Source organism: Oceanitalea stevensii (assembly GCF_014837105.1).
Classification (GTDB): Bacteria; Actinomycetota; Actinomycetes; order Actinomycetales; family Actinomycetaceae; genus Oceanitalea; species Oceanitalea stevensii.
In genome coordinates, this window is the sequence record NZ_JACSPO010000002.1 from 39482 (window position 1) to 55030 (window position 15549).

13 protein-coding genes are annotated in these 15549 nt (G+C 72.3%); 7 read left to right on the plus strand and 6 right to left on the minus strand.

Features of this window, described 5'->3' with window-relative positions:
• Positions 1-47: 47 nt before the first annotated feature.
• Positions 48-611, minus strand: a complete 564-nt coding sequence (locus H9624_RS06300) for a TetR/AcrR family transcriptional regulator (RefSeq protein WP_251839048.1) — start codon at positions 609-611, stop codon at positions 48-50.
• A 62-nt stretch (positions 612-673) separates the two neighbouring features.
• Between H9624_RS06300 and H9624_RS06305 the strand changes: the two genes are divergently transcribed.
• Positions 674-2338, plus strand: coding sequence for an FAD-dependent oxidoreductase (locus H9624_RS06305; RefSeq protein ID WP_251839049.1), 1665 nt, complete (start codon positions 674-676; stop codon positions 2336-2338).
• A 100-nt stretch (positions 2339-2438) separates the two neighbouring features.
• Here the strand turns inward: H9624_RS06305 and H9624_RS06310 are convergent, their stop codons facing one another.
• Positions 2439-3128 (minus strand): hypothetical protein, encoded by a 690-nt coding sequence (locus tag H9624_RS06310; protein WP_251839050.1) that lies wholly within the window; start codon positions 3126-3128, stop codon positions 2439-2441.
• 166 nt (positions 3129-3294) lie between these two features.
• On the opposite strand from H9624_RS06310, the gene H9624_RS06315 reads away from it, so the two are divergent.
• Positions 3295-5211, plus strand: coding sequence for a SpoIID/LytB domain-containing protein (locus H9624_RS06315; RefSeq protein ID WP_251839051.1), 1917 nt, complete (start codon positions 3295-3297; stop codon positions 5209-5211).
• 117 nt (positions 5212-5328) lie between these two features.
• On the opposite strand, the gene H9624_RS06320 is transcribed toward H9624_RS06315, so the two are convergent.
• The gene (locus tag H9624_RS06320; protein ID WP_251839052.1) at positions 5329-6459 is read right to left on the minus strand and encodes an NAD(P)-binding domain-containing protein; all 1131 of its coding nucleotides are present in this window, start codon (positions 6457-6459) and stop codon (positions 5329-5331) included.
• Positions 6460-6535: 76 nt separating this feature from the next.
• On the opposite strand from H9624_RS06320, the gene H9624_RS06325 reads away from it, so the two are divergent.
• Positions 6536-7135 carry a GNAT family N-acetyltransferase gene (locus H9624_RS06325; RefSeq protein ID WP_504740243.1) on the plus strand — a complete coding sequence of 200 codons (600 nt, stop codon included), beginning with the start codon at positions 6536-6538 and terminating at the stop codon, positions 7133-7135.
• 4 nt (positions 7136-7139) lie between these two features.
• Here H9624_RS06325 and H9624_RS06330 read toward each other — a convergent pair whose 3' ends face one another.
• The 3 genes from H9624_RS06330 to H9624_RS06340 form a co-directional block, all read right to left on the minus strand.
• On the minus strand, positions 7140-8135 hold the full coding sequence (locus H9624_RS06330) for a Gfo/Idh/MocA family protein (RefSeq protein WP_251839054.1): 996 nt from the start codon (positions 8133-8135) through the stop codon (positions 7140-7142).
• A gap of 135 nt (positions 8136-8270) precedes the next feature.
• Positions 8271-10094: an alpha/beta hydrolase domain-containing protein gene (locus H9624_RS06335; protein ID WP_251839055.1), complete on the minus strand. Its 1824-nt coding sequence runs from the start codon at positions 10092-10094 to the stop codon at positions 8271-8273.
• 269 nt (positions 10095-10363) lie between these two features.
• Entirely contained in the window at positions 10364-11239 is an 876-nt protein-coding gene (locus tag H9624_RS06340) for a MurR/RpiR family transcriptional regulator (RefSeq protein WP_251839056.1), read from the minus strand.
• A gap of 146 nt (positions 11240-11385) precedes the next feature.
• Here H9624_RS06340 and murQ point away from each other — a divergent pair, with 146 nt between their 5' ends.
• From murQ to H9624_RS06360, 4 genes are read left to right on the plus strand one after another with little or no spacing between them, the layout of a single operon-like run.
• Positions 11386-12342, plus strand: a complete 957-nt coding sequence (gene murQ, locus H9624_RS06345; protein ID WP_251839057.1) for an N-acetylmuramic acid 6-phosphate etherase — start codon at positions 11386-11388, stop codon at positions 12340-12342.
• The gene (locus tag H9624_RS06350) at positions 12339-13670 is read left to right on the plus strand and encodes an ABC transporter substrate-binding protein (protein ID WP_251839058.1); all 1332 of its coding nucleotides are present in this window, start codon (positions 12339-12341) and stop codon (positions 13668-13670) included. Before murQ ends, H9624_RS06350 begins: the two co-directional genes overlap by 4 nt.
• Complete coding sequence (locus H9624_RS06355) at positions 13667-14641, plus strand: carbohydrate ABC transporter permease (protein WP_251839059.1); 975 nt, start codon at positions 13667-13669, stop codon at positions 14639-14641. The genes H9624_RS06350 and H9624_RS06355 overlap by 4 nt, the downstream gene beginning before the upstream one ends.
• A complete protein-coding gene (locus H9624_RS06360) occupies positions 14638-15546 on the plus strand; it encodes a carbohydrate ABC transporter permease (protein WP_251839060.1) in 909 nt (302 codons plus the stop codon). Before H9624_RS06355 ends, H9624_RS06360 begins: the two co-directional genes overlap by 4 nt.
• Positions 15547-15549: the final 3 nt, after the last annotated feature.

Sequence of the window (15549 nt, forward strand, 5' to 3'; positions counted from 1 at the left end):
TTCTGGCGCGGTCGAGATGACGGGAGGTGCGACCCAGACGAACGCGCTCAGGCGCGCCAGCGGGTGAGGACGAGGTCGCGCACCCGCTCGACGTCCGCCCGGCGCCCCGCGCCCCCGCGGGCGGTGGCGGCGACGCCGTAGATCATCCGGAGCGCGAGCCCGACGTCGTCGACCGTCACGCGCGCCGCCACGCGCCCCGCCTCCTGGCTGCGACCCAGCGGCACGGCGAGGAGCTGGGCCAGCCGCTCGTCGCCGTCGTAGTCCTCGACGACGCCCCGCGCACCGACGACCATCTCGATGAAGCCGACCGACTCGACCATGAGCTCGACGAGGCGCTCGAAGAAGCGCTCGAAGGCGTCCGGTCCGGTCCGTGCGGCGAGGGACTCGAGCTCGGCGAAGTTCTCCTCGAAGACGGCGAAGGCAAGGTCCAGCCGTCGCGGGAAGTGCCGGTAGAGCACCGCCTGTCCCACCCCGGCCTCACGGGCGATCGCGCTCAGGGGGACGTTGTACCCCTTGTCGGCGAACAGGCGCCGTGCTGCCCGGAGCAGCGCACGCCGGTTGTCGGCGGCCGCTGCCGGGCCTCTGTTGCCCCCGCGGGCCGAAAGCGCCATGCTCGCATCATAGGAACCGGACAATTGTGTCCGGTGTCCTGTCCCGACTGGAGGGAGCAGAGATGTCCACCTTTGACCACACGTACGACGTCGTCGTCGTCGGCAGCGGCGCCGCGGGGATGGCGACGGCGATGGGAGCGGCCGACAAGGGCCTGCGCGTCCTCGTGCTGGAGAGCACGGCGAAGTGGGGCGGCAACACCGCGATGTCCGGTGGCGGCATGTGGCTGCCCAACAACCCGCTCATGAAGCGCGACCGTGCGGGCGACTCACGCGAGGAGGCTCTGGCGTACCTCGAGGCGACGATCGGTGACGCGGGCCGGGCCACCAGCCGCGAGCGCAAGGAGGCCTTCGTCGACGGCGTCGCGGACTTCGTCGACACCGCGATGAAGTACGGCGTCGAGCTCGTCCGGGCCCCGGACTACGCCGACTACTACCCCGAGCTGCCCGGCGGCAAGATCGGCCGCGGCCTTGAGGTCAAGCCCTTCGACGTCAAGCGCATCGGGGACTGGTGGAAGACGAACCAGTCGCCCATCCCGCTGCCGGCCAAGACCGACGACGTGTGGCTGCTCGGCCGCGCCTGGTCCACGCCCGCCGGGTTCGTCCGCGGGGCGCAGTTCGTCTTCCGCGCGCTCGGCGGCGTCGTGACGGGCAAGAAGCTCGCGGGGATCGGGTCCGGCTGGACGGCGGCTTTCCTCGACGTCGTCGTCCAGAAGCTCGGCACCGACCTGTGGCTGGGCGCCCCGCTCGAGGACCTCGTCATCGAGGACGACCGCGTCGTCGGCGTCCGCACCACGCGCGAGGGCAAGGCGCTGACGATCGGCGCGACGCACGGCGTCATGCTCGCCGCCGGCGGCTTCGACCAGAACGTCGAGTGGCGCCGCAAGCACCACGGCATCGACGGCGCCCCCTCCGGCGCACCGGGCAACCTCGGCGGGGCGATCGACATCGCCGCGCGCCACGGCGCGGCGCTCGAGCTCATGGACGACGCCTGGTGGGGCGCCTCGATCGAGGCACTGCCCGGCGGCTCGCCGTCCTTCATCGTCGGCGAGCGGTCCATGCCGTACTCGATCATCGTCGACTCCACGGGGGAGCGGTTCGCCAACGAGTCGGAGTCCTACGTCGACCTCGGGCACCACATGCTCGAGCACGACAAGGACGGCCCGTACTGGATGGTCTCCGACGTCCGCCACGCCCGCCGCTACCTGCGCACCTACGCCATGGACCCCCGGGCGAACAAGAAGATGCAGGAGGCCGGGATCATGGTCAAGGCGGACACCCTCGAGGAGCTCGCCGAGAAGCTCGGCGTGGACAAGGGCCGCTTCGCCGCGACGGTCGCGCGCTTCAACGGCTTCGCGCGCTCCGGCGTCGACGGTGACTTCGGCCGCGGCAACTCGGCCTACGACCGCTACTACAGCGACCCGACCGTGCGCCCCAACCCCAACCTCGGCCCCATCGAGAAGGGCCCCTTCACGGCCTTCAAGCTCGTCGTCGGGGACCTGGGCACCAAGGGCGGGGTCCTCACCGACGCCGACGGGCGCGCGCTGCGCGAGGACGGCTCGGTCATCGAGGGCCTGTACTCGGCCGGCAACAGCTCCGCCTCGGTCATGGGCCGCACCTACCCGGGTCCCGGTTCCACGATCGGTCCTGCGGCGGTGTTCGGGATGCGCGCCGCCCGCCACATGGCGAGGGTCGGCGCCAGCCAGACGGCGACGACGGCGGTCCGCTGATCCGCCGCCCCGTCGCCTGACAGATGGTCCCCCGAGGCACCTGAACTGCCCCGGGGGGCCATCCTTCAGGCTCCGTCCGGGCCGGCCGGCGCCGAGAGGCTCAAAAGTCGCCGAAGCCTCCGAAGTCACCGCCGAAGTCGCCGCCGTCGCCGCCGAAGAAGCCGCCCCCGGCGTCACCGCCGTCCATGCCGCCCGAGGCGTCCCCGCCCTCCGCGCCGGACGCCTCCTCGGCGCCGGACGCGTCCTCGGCGCCGACGTCACCGCCGACGTCACCGGAGCCCTCCCCGACGGCCGCCGCCTCGGGGGACTGGTCGAAGCCGCCGAAGAGAGACTGCGCGATGGCCGAGCCGACGACCACGCCGGCGACCGAACCGAGCAACGACCCCGCGAGCACGCCGCCCATGCCCATGCCGCCCCCACCGAGGGAGCGCTGCATGTACCCGGGCTGCTGCATCTCCGCGCGGGTGGCGGCGCGCGCCATCTCCTGCGGGTTGTCCGAGCGCGGCGCCTCGCCCGGGGGCAGGTCGGAGGACAGGCGGTCGAGCACCTGCTGGCGCTGCTCGGGACTCAGCGCGGCGAACGCCTCCGCGTGGACCTGCTCGATCCGCTCCGGCGGAGCGGTACGCAGCAGGTACTGGTAGCGCGCGACCGCCCGGTCGTCCTCACTCGCCTGAGGCTGCCCGGAGGGCGGCGGAGCCGCCTGCTCGTAGGACTGGCCCGGGTACGGGGCCTGATACCCGCCACGCTGTGCCGGTGCCTGCCGGCCGAGCAGCTTGTCAAGGAAACCCATGGGTCTGCCTTCCGTCTCGTCGGTCTCCAAGTTTCTCCCGCGGCCCAGGCCGTCGCGATCCCAGCCGGGAGCGGGCGATCGGTGGCCCCAGGGGACTGACGGGGACATACGCGGCGAACTACCCTCATCGGGAGTACTTCCCGCACCTGAACCTGCCGAGGCCGCCATGCGTTCCGTCCGTCACCTGCTCGCTTCCGCCCTGGCGGCGGCTCTCACGCTCGGGGTGGTGGTCGGCCTCCCGACCGCGGCCTCCGCGGCCGAGACCTACCCGCGCCCGGGCTCCGGCTCCTGGGAGATCCAGGGCCGCGGCTGGGGCCACGGCATCGGCATGTCCCAGTGGGGCGCGCAGGGCGCGGCCCTGCAGGGCCTGACCCACCGCCAGATCCTCGGGTTCTACTACCCCGGGACCTCCGTCGGCTCCGTCGGCAACAGCACGCTGCAGGTCCGCCTCATGGCCCACCAGGACACGGGCTCGGTGACCCTGTGGGCGCCGCAGGGAGCGAACCGTCTCCAGGTCGCGGGCGCGGGCAACACCACCCGCACCTACGCGGGCGGGTACGTCACCGTCGACCGCGCGGACGACAACCGGTTCTGGGTCCGCCACACGCGGGCGAACGGCAGCGCCGGCCCGGTCCACGCCTTCACGGCACCCGAGCTCACCGTCACCGCCCGCAACTCCGACAACGACAACCTCGGAGCGGTCGTCGGCTCCAGCTCCTCCCGCGGCACCTGGTACCGCGGGACGATCCAGCTCGTCCGGGAGAACAGCACGCTCTTCGACGTGCGCAACCACGTGGCGCTGGAGCAGTACCTGCGTGGCGTCGTCCCGCACGAGAGCCCGTCGTACTGGGAGATGGACGCGCTCAAGGCGCAGGCGGTCGCCGCCCGAAGCTACGTGCTCGCCGAGATCGCCGGCAACAGCGCCGGACTGACCTGCGACACGACGAGCTGCCAGGTGTACCGCGGCCGCGCGGTCGTGAACCGCGCCGGCGCGGTCGTCACGCCGCAGGAGTTCGCGAGCACCAACACCGCGGTCGCCGAGACCTCGGGCGAGGTACGCACGTACGGCGGCTCCGTTGCCTTCACCCAGTTCTCCTCGACGAACGGCGGATGGTCCAAGGCGAGCACCCGCCCCTACCTCGTCGCCAAGCGAGACCCCTACACCGGTACCGCCCCCGGTGACACCCGCACCACCTGGACCGACCGGCTCAGCGTGAGCACCGTCGAGGCCTATTGCCCGAGCAACGGACGCCTGCGCAACCTCGTCATCACCAAGCGGGACGGCAACGGCGCCTTCGGTGGCCGGATCACCGAAGCCCGGGTCGAGTGCGACACCGGCAACCGCACCCTGACCAACGCCCGCTTCGACCTGTTCAGCGAGTGGTGGCGGGTCACCCCGCCGCCGACGGGCTTCTTCCTGTCCAACACTCTCGGCGCCGAGGCGGAGATCGTCTTCCAGTACGGCCGTGACGGGGACCAGGTCCTCATCGGCGACTGGGACGGCAACCGCACCGACACCATCACGCTGCGCCGCGGCAAGACCTTCCACGTGAGCAACACCCTGCGCGGCGGCGACGCGGACTACTCCTTCCCCTACGGCCGGGCGAACGACGTCATCCTCATCGGTGACTGGGACGGCGACGGGCGCGACTCCATCGCGGTGCGCCGCGGCCGCGAGTACCACATCCGCAACGACAACCGTTCGGGCCCGGCGCAGCGCGTCATCACCTACGGGCACGCGAACGACGACGTCCTCGTGGGCGACTGGAACGGTGACGGCCGCGACACGCTGGCCGTGCGCCGCGGCTCGGTGTACCACGTGAAGAACTCCCTCACCGGTGGCGACGCCGACGCCGTCATCACCTACGGCCGGGCCGGTGACGACGTCATCGTCGGCGACTGGAACGGCGACCGGCGCGACACCTTCGGCGTGCGCCGCGGCAACGTCTACCACCTGAAGAACTCGATCAGCGGCGGCGACGCCGACCGCGTCGTCACCTTCGGGCGCGCGAGCGACGAGGTGCTCGTCGGCGACTGGAACGGCGACCGCCGCGACACGCTCGGCCTGCGCCGCCTGAGCTGACCCCCCTCCCCGCCGAGAGCTGCGGGACCCCACCCGCCGAGAGCCGGATTCCTCCCGAGGGATCCGGCTCTCGGCGTGAGGGGGTAGGAGCCCTCGCCGAGAGTTGGATTCCTCCGGCTAGTCCTGGGCGAGCAGGGCGTCGATCTCCCGGACGGCGTCGCGACCGGCGCGGTTGGCACCGATCGTCGACGACGACGGCCCGTACCCGACGAGGTGCACGCGCGGCTCGGCGGCCACGCGCGTGCCGTCCATGACGATCCCGCCGCCGCGGCCACGCAGCCGCAGCGGCGCGAGGTGCTCGAGCTGGGCACGGAAGCCGGTCGCCCACAGGATGACGTCGGCGGCCTGCTCGGTGCCGTCCGCCCAGCGCACGCCGTCGGGCACGATCCGCTCGAACATGGGTCGGCGGTCCAGCGCACCGCGCCGCGCGGCCGCCCGCAGCGCCGGTGTCCACAGCAGGCCGGTCACGCTCACCACCGACCGGGGCGGAAGCCCTGCCCGCACCCGCTCCTCGACCCGGGCGACCGCCTCGCGGCCCTCGTCGGGTCCGAAGGGGCCCTCCCGCCACGCGGGCTCACGGCGGGTGACCCACGTCGTCGAGGTGACCTGCGAGAGCTCGTCGAGGAGCTGGACGGCCGAGATCCCGCCGCCGACGACGACCACGTGCTGCCTCCGGAACTCCTCGGCGCTGACGTAGTCCGCGGTGTGGAGCTGACGGCCGAGGAAGGTCTCGCGTCCCGGGTAGTACGGCCAGTACGGGCGCTGCCAGGTGCCGGTGGCGTTGACGACGGCGCCGGCGGTCCAGGTGCCGCGGTTAGTGCGCACGCGCAGCGGGCCGCGCGGGTCGTCGTCGGCCCGCTCGACCGACTCCACGCGCGCCGGCCGCACGACCGGCAGCTCGAAGCGCTCCTCGTACTCGGCGAAGTACCGGGGCAGCGCGGTGTTCGACGGCTCCTGCGCGTCCGGTGGTGCCTGCTCCATCCCCGGCAGGTCGTGGATGCCGTTGACGGTCGCCATCCGCAGCGAGTCCCAGCGGTGGCGCCACGCCCCGCCCGGCCCGTCCTCGCCGTCGAGGACGACGAAGCTGCGCGTACCCGTCTCCAGCGCGGACCGGTAGCCGCGTCGCTGCAGGTGGTAGGCCGCGGACAGGCCCGCCTGACCCGCGCCGATGACGACGACGTCGGCCGCGTGCGCGGTCTCGTCGCGGCCCACGGCACGCTGGGGCTGGTCGAGGAGGACAGGGGGCATGTCTCCGTCAACGCGCCGGGCTGCCGCTTGCTTCCGTGAGGTCCGCAACCGTCGTCGGGTCCCTAGGATGCGCGGTGTGAGCTTCGCTGCGGCCCCCACCCTCGTCGGCACCCTCGTCACGCTCGAGCCGCTGCGCCTCGACCACGCGGACGAGCTGGCCACGGCCGTGCAGGACGGGCGCCTCCACGAGCTCTGGTACACCCGCGTCCCCTCCCCCGAGGCCATGCACGACGACGTCGCGGCCCGGCTGGCCCAGCACGCCGCCGGTCGCGTGGTGCCGTGGGTGGTCCGCCGCAACGCAGACGGCGCCGCCCTCGGCGTGACGACCTTCCTCAACATCCGCGAGGAGAACCGCCGGCTGGAGATCGGCTCGACGTGGATCGCGGCGAGCGCCCAGGGCACCGGGGTCAACGCCGAGGCGAAGCTGCTCCAGCTCACGCACGCCTTCGAGACGCTCGGGTGCATCGCCGTCGAGCTGCGTACCCACTGGCACAACCACCGCTCCCGCCGCGCGATCGCCGCGCTCGGCGCGAAGCAGGACGGCGTGCTGCGCAACCACGACGTGTGGCGCGACGGCACCGTCCGCGACGTCGTCGTCTTCTCGATCATCGACCGGGAGTGGCCCACCGTGCGGCTCGGCCTCACGGAGCGGCTGCGCGCGCTCGGCGCACGCTGACGCCTCAGGGCAGCGCGATGCCGTTCGCGGCGCGGTAGTCGGCGAGCAGGGCGTCGACGACCCGGGCGGTGCGCAGCGCACTCGACCCGGTGCTCGGACACGCGCCGTGGCCGGTCAGCTCGTCCACCACCGCCTGGATGAGCGGCAGCTGGACGGTGGCCGGGTAGGGCGCCTCGATGCGGCGCTCACCCTCGGCGGTGGTGAGGAGGATCGGCTCCTGGCCGAAGGTGGAGAACTGCAGCGACCCGGCCGAGCCGAGGATGCGGACCTCGTCGCGCTCCTCCTGGGTGCCGTAGCTCCACAGCCCCGAGCCCAGCGCCCCGGACTCCAGCTGGAAGGACGCGCTGACGACGTCCTCCGCCAGCGTCGCCCGGCCGAAGCGCGTGGCGTGCCCGGTCACCGTCGCGACCGGCCCGAGGAGGTGGTCGAGGAGGTCGAGGGTGTGGGACGCGAGGTCGACGAAGTGCCCGCCACCGCTCACCTCCGGGCGCACCCGCCAGGGCGCGTCCGCGCCGTCGTCGATGACGGCCGGCTTGGAGGCGTGGACGGCGACGGCGTGGACGGTGCCGATGACGCCGTCGTCGAGCAGCTGCTTGACCGTGACGAAGCGCGGCATGGCGCGGCGGTAGTACGCGACGAACAGCGGGAGGCCGGTGCGCTCGGCGGCGGCGACCATGTCCTCGCACTCGGCGGTGGTGCGGGCCATCGGCTTCTCGACGTAGACGGGCTTGCCCGCCTCGAGGACGCGGACCGCGTAGTCGCGGTGGGAGTCGGGCGGGGTAGCGACGTAGACGGCGTCGACCTCGTCGTCGTGGATGAGGGCGTCGGCGTCGTCGTACCAGCGCGGGACGCCGTGGCGGCGGGCGTAGTCGGCGGCCTTCTCACCGTCGCGGCGCATGACGGCGACGAGCGAGGAGCGCTCGGCCTGCTGGAAGCCCGGTCCGCTCTTGACCTCCGTGACGTTCCCGACGCCGATGATGCCCCACCGCACTGAGTCCATGGCCGAACGGTAGCGGGCGGCCCCTGCCCCGCGCCGTCGGGTCCGCGGGTTCGTCTGCCGGTCAGGTGGACGCACGCTGCCTGCGACGCCACGGGCGGGCCCTCCTGGGACCCGCCCGTGGCTGCGGCGCGACGGCTAGGCCCGCGCGACCCAGCGGCGCAGGCCCAGGACAGCGGCGGCGCTCAGGACGAGTGCCCCAGCCAGCGCGGCCAGCCCGGCGACCGAGACGCCGGTCCGCGCGAGCTCACCGTCCCGGGCGGGAGCGACCCGGTCGTCCCCGGTGGTCGTTGCCGTGGGTGCGGGCTCCGTCGTCGGCTCCGGCTCCGGCTCCGGCTCCGGCTCCGGCTCCGGCTCCGGCTCGATGGTCGGCTCGGGTTCGGGCGTGGGCTCCGGGACGACGTCGGCGGGCACGCCGATGCGGTCGAGGAGCGTCTCGGCGACGTCGAGGAAGTACTCCGCACCGTACTCGGTGAGGTAGCCGGCCTCGACCTGCCCGGCGTCGAGCTCGCTCACGAGGGCGAGGTACTCGGCCCGCGTGCCGTACGCCGCGGTGAACTCCTCCGCCGACATCAGCTGCATCGACCCGTAGACCGCGCCGGGGGCGGCGGCACCGAGGTACTGGCCCAGCGGGTACTCGAGGAGGCCGTACCGCACGCCACCGGTGACGTTCCCGGCGTCGTCACGCACGAGCTCGCCGTCCGCCTGGTCGAACCAGGCCGAGGGCGCCGGCGCGGTGCCGTCCTGGTGGGCGTCGATGAGAGCCTGCGCGGCGGCGATGATCGCCGGCTCGAGCGGGTAGAGGTTGAGGGCCGCGCGGAACTCCGGGTCGTGGACCTGGGTGTTCCATGTGCGGCCTGCCTTGGCGATCTCCTCGTCGGCGGGGATGACCGTGGACAGGAGGTCGGTGTGCGGGGTGCCGGGGACCTGCCAGTGGTACCGGTTCTCGGGCAGATCCGTGGGCGCGAGCACCGCGGGCCCGCCGAAGAGCGAGACGTCGCCCTCGGAGGTCACCGTGATGAAGGGGACGTCGAAGCCCGGCTCGGCGCCGGGGACGGTCACGAAGCCGTCGGAGTCGCCCTGCAGCAGGGGGCGCTCCATGATCGGGCCGACGGAGTTGAGGTACCCGTCCCACACGGAGCCACCGTTCGCGGCGGCCTGGGCCGCGTGGAAGTGCGTCGTGTAGGTGTTGAGGTAGACGCCCGACTGGGACTGACCCATGAGCAGCGCGGTCTCCGCTGTCTGCCCACCGAGGATGCTGCCGGCCCGGTCGCTGCCGAGGAGCACGCCGAGCTGTGTCGTGATGTCCCAGACGAGCCCTTCCTCCGCGCCCTCGACGACCATGAACGGGTCGAAGGCGCCGGGGTTGGCGGGGTCGGCCACGATCGGCTCGCGCTCGACGTCGGGGTCGACGTCCCAGCTGAGGTCCCCGTAGCGCTCCGGGTCGAAGTTGTGCAGGGCGTCGATCTGGATCGGCTTGGAGGTGAGGCCGATGACCGTGTGCCCCTCGTCCATGGCCCACTGCCACATGCGGCGCCAGTGGTCCTCGCCCGGGAAGCCGTTCGAGGCGTTGAGGATGTCGACGAGGACGACGCCGGAGGCGTCTGCGGCGTCGGCGGGCCGGCGCACGAGGATGTGGTTGACGTACTCGACGCCCTCCTCGACGACGACGACGTCCTCGCCCTCGTGGTCGTACACGTTCGCGGTCCCGGAGAGGAAGAACTCCTCCTCGACGTAGCCGAGGTCGGCGACGTCGAAGGGCACGCGCGCCCGCTCCATCGTCGACCAGAGGTAGCTGTCGTCGGTCTCCGGGACGGGCCCCTCGACGGCGGGGACCGCGGTGAGCGTCGGGGCGACAGGGTCCTCGGTGGCGGCACCGGCAGGTGCGGCGAGGCCGAGGGCGAGGGTGCCGACGCAGGCCGCGGCGAGGAGGCCGCGGGCCGGTCGGGACGGGGTGTTCATGGGGAAAGGACCTCCAGGACGACGTCGTCTATTGGCACAGCGACGCGACCCCGGACGGGGTGGGTCCGGGGCGCGCGCGGGGGTGGAGGCCGACTGCAGGTGTGCTGCGGCCCCCACCACTCACGGTCGTCCACGTCAGCCGACGGGCAAAGGAGTTGCCACCTGTTGCTGGCCCTGGGCCGGTCCGCCACGCGGTGACGAAGTCAGCTGTCGGCGCAAGGGGGAGGGCGGAGGAGTCCGGCTCTCGGCGGCCGTGCGCTCCCCAGGAACTACAGGTCGGCGACGGCCTTGAAGCTGGCGTCGAGGGCGGAGCGGGTGGCCGGCATGTCCCGCATCGCCACCCCGACGAAGACGCAGTCGACGACGACGAGCTGGGCGATCCGGCTCGCCATCGCGCCCGAGCGGAAGGTCGTCTCCCGGGTGGTCGTCACGAGCGCGATGTCGGCGGTCTGCGCGAGCTTGGAGCCGGGGTGGTTGGTGATCGCGATCGTCGTGGCCCCCTGCTCGGTGGCCAGGCGCGTGGGGGCGATCGCGTCGGGCGTGCTGCCGGAGTGGGAGACGGCGATGACGACGTCGCCGGGACCCCGCAACGACACGGCCGTGAGGGCGGCGTGGCGGTCGTGGTGGTCGACGGCGCTGAGGCCGAGGCGGGAGAGCTTCTGGCACAGGTCCATCGCGGTGACGCCACTGGCGCCGACCCCGATGATGTCGATGCGCCGCGCCCCGACGAGCGCGTCCACCGCGGCCTCGAGGGCGGGGATGTCGAGCATCGCGGTCGTGTCCTCGACGGCGCGCGCGTCGGCGTAGCCGATCTTCGCGACCACCTGCTCGAGGGTGTCGTCCGCGTCGAGCGTGCCTGAGATCGGGCCGCGGGCGGTGCGTCCCTCCTCGATGCCGGCCGCCTTGGCCAGCGCCAGCCGCAGCTGCGGGTAGCCGGAGAAGCCCATCCGCTTGGCGAAGCGCACGACCGTCGGCGCGGACGTGCGGCAGCGCTCGGCGAGGGCCGTGATGGACTCTCGCGCCACGGACGTGGGGTCGGCGACGACCGCCTCCCCCACGCGCCGCTCGGCGGGGCGCAGCTCAGGGAGCAGCGCGCCGATGCGGCTGACGAGGGCGGCGCCGTCGGGCGGGGCGGACTCGACCATGATGTCCATCCTTGTCGATGAAACTAACTTTGCACGAATTGTACTAGGGCGTAACTCCTTGACATCCCCCCGACGAGGCGGCATCGTCCTCGGGAGCAAGACTGTCACGGGCCCAGAGCCGGGAGCACCACCGAACAGGAGTCGCGATGTCGCCAGGAGAGGGCACCCGCTGGGGTGTCACCGTCGACTCGCCCACCGAGGAGCGCAACCCCCGCACCGTCGACCTCGACGTCGTCGGCACCCTCGAGCTGCTCACCCTCATCAACACCGAGGACCAGCTCGTCCCCGACGCCGTCGCCGCCGCACTCCCCGAGCTCGCGCGCCTCGTCGACGGCGCCGCCGAGCGGGTGCGCGCCGGTGGCACCGTCCACTACGTCGGTGCCGGCACGAGCGGGCGCCTCGGGGTCATCGACGCCGCCGAGCTGCTGCCGACCTTCCGGCTCGAGGAGGGGGTCGTCACCGCCCACCTCGCCGGCGGCCCGCCCGCCATCGTGCGCGCGGCGGAGAACGTCGAGGACGACCGCAGCGCGGGGGCCGACGCCGTCGCCGACGTGCGTGAGCGCGACGTCGTCGTCGGACTCGCGGCGTCCGGCCGCACCCCGTACGTGGCGGGCGCGCTCGCCCACGCCCGCGAGCGCGGCGCCCTCACCGCCCTCGTCACCTCCAACCCGCGCGCCGCCCTGCTCGACGACGTGGAGGTCCCCATCGTCCTCGAGACCGGCCCCGAGGCCCTGACCGGCTCCACCCGGATGAAGTCGGCGACCGCGCAGAAGCTCGTCCTGCACAGCTTCTCGACCGCGCTCATGGTGCGGCTCGGGCGCACCTGGTCCAACCTCATGGTCTCGATGGTCGCGACCAACGAGAAGCTCCGGGCCCGCACCGTCACGATCCTCACCCAGGCCACCGGCCTGGAGCGCCCCGCCTGCGAGGCCGCGCTCGAGGAGGCGGGCGGTGACCTCAAGGTCGCGCTCGTCATGGCCCTCGCCGGCACCGACCCCTCTGCCGCACGCACCGCGCTCACGGCCGCCGACGGCGTCGTCCGCACGGCCGTGCAGTCCCTGTCCGCACCGACCCCCAGCAGCCCGTCACGAAGGGAACCATGATGCAACGCCGCATTTTTGCCGCGACAGCGGTCTCCAGTCTCCTCCTCCTCGCCGCGTGCGCGCCGTCGTCGGACGCTCCCGACCCCGACGACCAGGACGCCGGCTCCGAGCAGACGGCCGACGGCGGGGAGTGCGCCGAGGACGTCAGCCTGCGCGTGTGGTCCTGGCGCACCGAGGACGCCGACGCCTACGAGACGATCTTCGACGTCTTCGAGGAGCAGAACCCCTGCATCACGGTCGACTTCCAGGCCTTCGTCAACACCGAGTACAACCAGATCCTGCAGACCGGCCTCACTGGCAGCGACGGACCCGACGTCGCGCAGGTGCGCAGCTACGGCCTGCTCCAGCCGCTCGTCGAGGGCGGCAACCTCGTGGCGCTGGACGACATCGTCCCCGAGGTGAGCGAGTTCGACGAGACGATCCTCGCCGGCGCCCTCGGCCGTGAGGACGGGCAGACCTACGGCGTGCCCTTCGCCTCCCAGACCCTGCAGATGTACTACAACACCGCGATCTTCGAGGAGCACGGCCTCGAGGAGCCGACGACGTGGGAGGAGTTCGTCGAGGTCAACGAGACCCTCGCCGAGGCGGGCGTCACCCCGATGTCCGTCGGCGGCCTGGACGCGTGGATGATGCCGATCGTCCACGACATCCTCGGCTCGGCCCAGTACGGCGGCGCGGAGTTCGAGGAGGCCGTCCTCGCCGGGGACACCGACCTCACCGACCTCACCGACCAGGCCTACGTCGACTCCCTGCAGACCGTCGTCGACGTCCAGGAGTACATGCCGGAGAACGTCGTCGGCGTCAGCTACACCGAGTCCCAGGTGCTCTTCACGACCGAGCAGGCCGCGATGTTCCCCGGTGGCTCCTTCGAGCTCGCCTTCTTCCAGGCGGAGAACCCCGAGATGGAGCTCGGCGTCTTCCAGGTGCCGCCGCCGCCGAACTCGGCCCTCGACCACCCCGTCACCCCGGCCTACGCCGACGGCAACTGGGGCCTGAGCGCCAACAGCACCCACCCGGAGGAGGCCGAGACGCTCATCAAGTGGCTCGCCACCCAGGAGTTCGGGCAGATGGTCGCCAACGACCTCAAGCAGTTCTCCCCCGTCCCCGGCGTCACCTTCGAGGACCCGCTCATGCAGGAGATGTGGGACCTGTACCAGGAGAACCCCGCCCCCTACCTGCAGCTCGTCAACTTCCGCTACGGCGACCCGAGCGGCACCGACCTCCTCGGCGCGGGCGTCCAGGAGCTCTTCCTCGGTGACAAGGACCCGGCGCAGGTCGCGCAGGACGTCAACGACGGCCTCGCAGAGTGGTTCACCCCGGGCCAGTGACGACCACCCCCGCACAGACGGCTGCCGTGGAGCCGGGGCAGCGCCGTCGTCGTCGGCTGACGACGGCGGCGCTGCCCACCCGGGTCGCGCTCCTGTTCATCGCCCCCGCGGCGGTGCTGTTCGCCATCTTCGTGCTCTACCCGATGGTCACCGCGGTGACCTACTCGATGTACTCGTGGCGCGGCACCAGCCAGGAGGACTTCGTGGGGCTGGCGAACTTCGTCAACCTCTTCACCTCCGAGCCCTACCGCTCCACGCTGCCGCGGGCCTTCGGGCACAACCTCCTGCTGTTCCTCGGCGCGATGGTCGTCCAGAACTCGGTGGGCCTGCTCTTCGCCGTGATCCTGCACCGCCGCGCCCGCTTCCGGCGCTTCTTCCAGGTGCTGTTCACGATGCCCTACCTCGTGAGCCCGCTCGTCGTCGGCTACCTGTGGTCGCTGCTGCTCTCCCCGCTGTTCGGCCCGGTCAACGCCGCCCTCAAGGCGGTGGGCCTGGACTCCCTCGCGCTGCCGTGGCTCGGGACGCCGGGCACCGCCCTGTGGGTGGTCGTCCTCGTCACCGCGTGGCAGTGGGTGGGCTTCCCGCTCCTCCTCTACGGGGCGGCCCTCGGCGGGCTGGCGCCCGAGCTGGACGAGGCCGCCGAGCTCGACGGCGCGTCCGGCCCGCAGCGGTTCTTCGCGATCACGCTGCCGCTCATGACGCCGGTCATCGGCACGGTCAGCGTCCTCACCTTCATCTTCTCGATGGAAGCCTTCCCGATCCCCTACGCCCTGGGTGGGTCCACCGGCGCGCCGGCGGGGGCGACCGACGTCCTGTCACTCGTCTTCTACCGGACCGCCTTCGAGTCCGGATCGTCCAACGCCATCGGCACGTCCTCGGCGATCGCGATCCTGCTCTTCCTGTTCATCTTCGTGCTCTCGACGGTCTTCACCCGGTGGTTCCGTCGCACCGAGAGGAGGCTGGGCCAGTGACCGCCGCCCCCGCGACGCGCCGTCCCGACGGTCTGCCGCCCGTCGTCACCGACCCCACCGAGCAGCGTCCGCGCCGCGGACGCCGAGACCGGGGCTGGGCCGCGGCGATGACGACGACGGCGCTGTGGCTCTACGCCGCCGTCGCCGTCGTGCCGCTGCTCATCATGCTGCTGAACTCGCTGCGGACGAACCGGGAGCTGGCCACCCAGCCCCTCGGCCTCCCGCTGCAGCCGGACTTCACCAGCTACCAGCGGGCGTGGATCGAGGCGTCCTTCTCGACGTACTTCCTCAACTCGATCATCGTCACCGTCTCCTCGGTGCTCATCGCGACGGCGGTGTCGCTGCTCGCCGCTTACGCCCTGGCCCGCGCCAAGGGGCGGCTCATGTCGGTCATCGAGGCGGTCTTCGTCTCGGGCCTCATGATGCCGGTCTTCCTCATGATCGTGCCGATCTTCTACCTGCTCGACTCCTTCGGGCTCGTCTCGACGCGGATCGGCCTCGTCATGGTCTACGCGGCGGTGAGCGTGCCGTTCTCGATCTTCGTGCTCACGACGTTCTTCCGGCAGCTGCCCGGGGAGCTGGAGGAGGCGGCGCGGCTCGACGGCGCCGGGCCGTTCCGGATGTTCTGGAGCGTCATGGCCCCGCTCGTGCGGCCGGCGATCGCCACGGTGGTCGTCTTCCGCTTCGTGCCGATCTGGAACGACTTCTTCTACCCGCTCATCCTCATCCGCAACCAGGACAAGTACACGCTGCCGGTGGGCCTGACGAGCTTCTTCGGGGAGTACCAGACCGACTGGTCCACGCTCTTCGCCGGGCTCGTCATCGCCACCGTGCCGCTCATCTTCCTGTTCCTCGTGGCGACCAGGCAGATCATCGCCGGCCTGACGGCGGGGATGGGAAAGTAGCGG

Bases quoted from the DNA above. Each gene is read 5' to 3' on its own strand.
- H9624_RS06300 (WP_251839048.1), bottom strand. From the start codon at position 611: ATGGCGCTTTCGGCCCGCGGGGGCAACAGAGGCCCGGCAGCGGCCGCC.
- H9624_RS06305 (WP_251839049.1), top strand. From the start codon at position 674: ATGTCCACCTTTGACCACACGTACGACGTCGTCGTCGTCGGCAGCGGC.
- H9624_RS06310 (WP_251839050.1), bottom strand. From the start codon at position 3,128: ATGGGTTTCCTTGACAAGCTGCTCGGCCGGCAGGCACCGGCACAGCGT.
- H9624_RS06315 (WP_251839051.1), top strand. From the start codon at position 3,295: ATGCGTTCCGTCCGTCACCTGCTCGCTTCCGCCCTGGCGGCGGCTCTC.
- H9624_RS06320 (WP_251839052.1), bottom strand. From the start codon at position 6,459: ATGCCCCCTGTCCTCCTCGACCAGCCCCAGCGTGCCGTGGGCCGCGAC.
- H9624_RS06330 (WP_251839054.1), bottom strand. From the start codon at position 8,135: ATGGACTCAGTGCGGTGGGGCATCATCGGCGTCGGGAACGTCACGGAG.
- H9624_RS06335 (WP_251839055.1), bottom strand. From the start codon at position 10,094: ATGAACACCCCGTCCCGACCGGCCCGCGGCCTCCTCGCCGCGGCCTGC.
- H9624_RS06340 (WP_251839056.1), bottom strand. From the start codon at position 11,239: ATGGTCGAGTCCGCCCCGCCCGACGGCGCCGCCCTCGTCAGCCGCATC.
- murQ (WP_251839057.1), top strand. From the start codon at position 11,386: ATGTCGCCAGGAGAGGGCACCCGCTGGGGTGTCACCGTCGACTCGCCC.
- H9624_RS06350 (WP_251839058.1), top strand. From the start codon at position 12,339: ATGATGCAACGCCGCATTTTTGCCGCGACAGCGGTCTCCAGTCTCCTC.